The sequence below is a fragment of the uncultured Campylobacter sp. genome (assembly GCF_938017615.1).
Lineage (GTDB): Bacteria > Campylobacterota > Campylobacteria > Campylobacterales > Campylobacteraceae > Campylobacter_B.
Genome location: NZ_CALIJA010000172.1, coordinates 1 through 3261, shown reverse-complemented (window position 1 = coordinate 3261; position 3261 = coordinate 1). Strand labels below are relative to the sequence as shown.

General features: G+C 48.3%; 3 protein-coding genes and 1 tRNA gene. All 4 read left to right on the top strand.

The genetic code is table 11. From position 1 onward, the window contains the following. Positions 1-137: 137 nt before the first annotated feature. Positions 138-214 (top strand) — tRNA-Arg (locus Q0620_RS08910). Between the two features lie 64 nt (positions 215-278). Then, the gene (locus Q0620_RS08905) at positions 279-1271 is read left to right on the top strand and encodes an agmatine deiminase family protein (RefSeq protein ID WP_298784609.1); all 993 of its coding nucleotides are present in this window, start codon (positions 279-281) and stop codon (positions 1269-1271) included. 20 nt (positions 1272-1291) lie between these two features. Beyond that, positions 1292-2449 (top strand): carbon-nitrogen hydrolase, encoded by a 1158-nt coding sequence (locus Q0620_RS08900; RefSeq protein WP_298784607.1) that lies wholly within the window; start codon positions 1292-1294, stop codon positions 2447-2449. A 276-nt stretch (positions 2450-2725) separates the two neighbouring features. After that, positions 2726-3142, top strand: coding sequence for a prepilin-type N-terminal cleavage/methylation domain-containing protein (locus tag Q0620_RS08895; RefSeq protein ID WP_298784604.1), 417 nt, complete (start codon positions 2726-2728; stop codon positions 3140-3142). Positions 3143-3261: the final 119 nt, after the last annotated feature.

Below are 3261 nucleotides of genomic sequence, written 5' to 3'. Positions count from 1 at the left end.
CCTAAAAAAATGATAAAATTTTAAAAGTTGATTTTTTGAAATTTAATAAAGATAATTTTTTTGTGCAGTGAAATTTAAACCACCTTTTTGGCTAAATTTAAGCTAAAAACGCTATAATCCCGTTTCTTTTATTTCGTGCGCTCGTAGCTCAGCTGGATAGAGCATTTGATTGCGGTTCAAAAGGTCGGGGATTCGAATTCCTCCGGGCGCACCATCCACAAATATCTTTTTAAACCGAGCTTCGCTATAATCCGTGAAATTTTAATCTTGGAGCAAAAATGAGAGCATTCGCCGAATGGGAAGAGCAAGAGGCGCTTTTGGTGTCTTTGCCGCACGCACGCACCGACTGGGCGCCGTATTTAGGCGAAATACGGGCGGCTTACCGCGACTTTATTGCCGCTGCAGCGAGGTTTGAGCCGGTCGTCGCGATTGCGCCGAGCCGCGAGGATTTTGAGCAAATTTGCGGCGGCTTGGCAAACGTCAGCTTCGCGCAAATAGACACCGACGATACGTGGATCCGCGATTACGGCGCGATCGACATAGAGGAGGGCGGCAAAATCACGGGGCTAAATTTTCGTTTCAACGCCTGGGGCGGCAAATTTGCAAGCGTCAAGGACGATGCGCTAAATTCTAAGCTTTACGCCGCGAACGCCCGTCCGCTGCGAGACGTAGATCTGATCTTAGAAGGCGGCAGCGTCGATTTTGACGGCGCGGGCACGATGCTGACTACGAGCGCGTGTTTGCTAAACGAAAATCGTAACTCCCTAAGCAAGGCCGAGCTGGACGCGCGGCTGCGTGAAATTTTCGGGCTGAAAAACATAATCTGGCTGGGGCGCGGCTTTATAAAAGGCGACGACACCGATAGCCACATAGATACTCTTGCACGCTTTTTAAGCCCGCGCACTGTGGCTATTTCGTCGTGCGACGATCCGAGCGATCTGCACTACGCGGAGCTTGGCGCGATGAAGGATGAAATTTCATCGCTTGGGTACGAGGTGATCGAACTGCCGATCCCGCGCGCGATCTTTTATCAGGGGCGCAGGCTGCCCGCGACATATGCAAATTTCGTCTTTTTAAACGGCGCGCTCATCGTGCCTACCTATGCAGACCCCGCAGATCCGCACGATCCAAACCGCGCGGCGGACGAGCTGGCACTGTCGCGTCTGCGAGCGGCGTGCGCGGATCGCGAAGTAGTGGGAGTAAACGCGCGCGTTTTCATCCGCCAAAACGGCTCGCTGCATTGCTCGTGCATGAATAAATTCAGGCTTTAAATTTAGATCGAAGGAAAAATATGAAAATTTTAAAAGTTGGGCTGATTTCGCATAAATTTGAAGGTACTAAATCGCGCACAATAGCGCGCAGTATCGAGCTCATCGCGCGCGCAGCGGCGAAGGGCGCGCAATTAATCGTTTTGCAAGAGCTTCATCAGACGCATTATTTTTGCCAGCGCGAAAATACCGAAAATTTCGACTATGCGCAGGATTTCGAGCGCGATTTGCGGCTGTGGAGTGAGGTGGCGAAGAGATTTGGCGTCGTGCTGGTAAGCTCGCTTTTCGAGCGCCGCGCCGCGGGGCTGTATCACAACACCGCCGTGGTCTTCGAGCGCGACGGCTCTATCGCGGGGCGGTATCGCAAGATGCACATACCCGACGATCCGCAGTTTTACGAAAAATTTTATTTCACGCCGGGCGATCTGGGCTTTGAGCCAATAGATACGAGCGTGGGGCGGCTCGGCGTGCTCGTGTGCTGGGATCAGTGGTATCCAGAGGCGGCGCGCGCGATGGCGCTACGCGGTGCCGAGCTGCTCATATATCCGACCGCGATCGGGTGGTTTGACGGCGACGGCGAGGAGGAAAAGGCGCGCCAGCTGGAGGCCTGGGTGGCGGTACAGCGCGGGCATGCGGTTGCAAACTCCCTGCCCGTAATCACGGTAAATCGCGTGGGCTTTGAAAGTATTGCGCTGAGCGAAGTCTCGCCGGATGAAATTTTATCCGGGGGAAATGAAATTTCGGCAGCAAGCGACGGTGGAACAGCCGGCGATAGTAAAATTTTAAGCGAGGGCGGAATTTTATCTTTTAATAACGGTGCGCTAACGGATAGTGGCAAAGTGGCGATTGGCGGCGAAATTTTGCCCGCGAAGGATGAGGCGGCACGAGAGAATTTAAAGATTTCAATAGAGATCAAATTTAACGGCGAAACTTTAGAGGTGTTGCCGAATAAACAGCGCGTAGACCAGCTTGTCAGCGAAGAGGGAATTAGGTTTTGGGGCAATAGCTTTGTTTTCGGCGCGCAGGGCGAACAGCTGTTTCGCGCAAACAGCGCCGATGAGCTATGCGAAGTCGTGACCATCGATATGCAAAGATGCGAAAATGTGCGCCGCTGGTGGCCGTTTTTGCGAGATAGACGCGTGGAGGAGTATGGAATTCTTACGAAGAGATACGGGCTGTAGCATCCTGTATCTCAAATAGGCATATGGTTTATCGGACGCGCACAGAATGAAAGCAAATAATTTTTATGGTATCAATGTGCAGAGGCGCCGCCGAAATACATTGAATATACCGAATGAGCTTAAAATTTTGATTTTACAATGCCCGCAGAATCGGGCTTTGTAAATAAATTGTAAAAAATTTGCCAAAAACTATTGACAATTTTTAAATTTTTCTCTATAATTACGCCAAGTTTCGCATATAGGTATGCGGAATGAATTTTATTTAAGGAGTAAACCATGAAAAAAGGTTTTACTATGATCGAGTTGATCTTCGTTATCGTTATTTTAGGTATTTTGGCAGCTGTTGCTATTCCAAGACTTGCAGCTACTCGTGATGATGCTGAAGTTTCTAAGGCAGCTTCTAACATTCAGACTATGGTAACAGATTTAGGTGCTTATTATACATCTCAAGGTAATTTTTCGACCGATGTTAGTGCTATGACAAATGTTGCTAATCCAGTAAAAGTTAAATCACTAAGCTGCTTTGAAGCTCATTCTCCTACTGCTGGAAATGATACAATCTCTGTAACTGTTAATAGTACTGGTGGTCTATGCGCACAAGTATGGAGCATGCCTGGTCTATCACAAATTAATGCCAGAATTAGTAAGGATACTGGTCTTAAGTTCGGTGGTAAAAACGTTAACTATAACTAATATTTTAGTATAGATATTTTTTTAAGGCTCTAGCTTCAGCTAGAGCCTTTTCTTTGGTTTCAACATTAGCTTTAGCTGTAGCTAAACTTTGTTCAAGGGCTGGAACATTTTTTTCAGCA

Bases quoted from the DNA above. Each gene is read 5' to 3' on its own strand.
- Q0620_RS08895 (WP_298784604.1), top strand. From the start codon at position 2,726: ATGAAAAAAGGTTTTACTATGATCGAGTTGATCTTCGTTATCGTTATT.
- Q0620_RS08900 (WP_298784607.1), top strand. From the start codon at position 1,292: ATGAAAATTTTAAAAGTTGGGCTGATTTCGCATAAATTTGAAGGTACT.
- Q0620_RS08905 (WP_298784609.1), top strand. From the start codon at position 279: ATGAGAGCATTCGCCGAATGGGAAGAGCAAGAGGCGCTTTTGGTGTCT.